Source organism: Komagataeibacter nataicola, from assembly GCF_003207795.1.
GTDB lineage: Bacteria > Pseudomonadota > Alphaproteobacteria > Acetobacterales > Acetobacteraceae > Komagataeibacter > Komagataeibacter nataicola.
This window is the reverse complement of the sequence record NZ_NIRT01000085.1, coordinates 1-1,204: the sequence shown is the minus strand read 5'-3', so window position 1 is coordinate 1,204 and position 1,204 is coordinate 1. Positions and strand designations below refer to the sequence as shown.

The window sequence follows — 1,204 nt, the reverse complement described above, 5'->3', positions numbered from 1 at the left end:
CGACATCCATGGCTACGGCGAAGCCCACCCGCTGGTGCCCACCGGTCCCGACACCCGTGAGCCCCAGAACCGTCGCGTCGAGATCATCCTGCACTGATCCCGACCCTATCGGTCAAAGGAAAGGGAGCCCTTCGGGGCTCCCTTTTTTTGTTATTGAAACTTTGTTTAATATTGCCAGAAGAGCCAGCCTGACTGTGCTCTTCATGCCACAAAATCTGCAAAATCTTCTGCCACAAGATTGTCTGCAACGATGAGAATATTAAACAAGTCATTGTTTTATAATAAAAAAATATCAACCATCCATTGGCTGGCGCGGCGTGGTACCTTTGTGCACGACTGGAACAACAGGCAGCGCGGAACCACATGTCTGGCATCGTGTTTAAGTGACTAGATCGATTAATCATCGCATCATGGCAATGATGTCGTTTACAAAGAAGTAATAACATGAGGAAGGACCACCAGATGCGTCTTCGCACTGCCCTGCTGGCAACCAGCCTGCTGGCAGCGACACCGTTCGCAGCCAAGGCCACGACCATCACCGGCCCGTATGTCGATATCGGCGGCGGCTACAACCTGACCCAGACCCAGCACATGCGCCCCGGCGGCACGGATGATGGCCATGGTGAAGGGCGCGTTGGCCACCGTCATGGCTGGACCGGCTTCGGCTCGGTTGGCTGGGGCTTTGGCAACGGCCTGCGCGCTGAAGTTGAAGGCGCGTATAACTGGTCGGAAATCTATCGCAAGAGCGGTAGCGACAAGGGCAGCGACCGCTCCTATGGCGGCTTCATCAACGTCCTGTATGACATCGACCTGAAGCGTCTGTTCAACATTGATGTGCCCGTCACGCCGTTCGTCGGTGTCGGTGCCGGTTACCTGTGGCAGAACGTGAACAGCAACACCATGGTCGCCATGGGTGGCGCGAGCAGCCCGAACGCCCGCCTGCACGGCACCAATGGCAGCTTCGCCTATCAGGGTATCGTCGGTGCAGCCTATGACATTCCGGGCGTGCCCGGCCTGCAGATGACCACCGAATACCGTATGGTGGGTCAGGTCGAGTCCTTCGGCATGGGCTACATCAAGGCTGAATCAGCTGAGGGCAGCGGCGGCGTACGCTTCGATCACCGCTTCAACCACCAGTTCATCGTAGGCGTCCGCTACGCGTTCAACAACGCGCCGCCGCCGCCGCCGCCGGCTCCCGCCGTCG

The 1,204-nt window shown here is 58.0% G+C and carries 1 protein-coding gene; it reads left to right on the top strand.

What is annotated here, in order from left to right; translation table 11 throughout:
• Window positions 1-462: 462 nt before the first annotated feature.
• Window positions 463-1,204: outer membrane protein (locus CDI09_RS17355; protein WP_110571465.1), on the top strand; the 742-nt coding region annotated here is incomplete at its 3' end.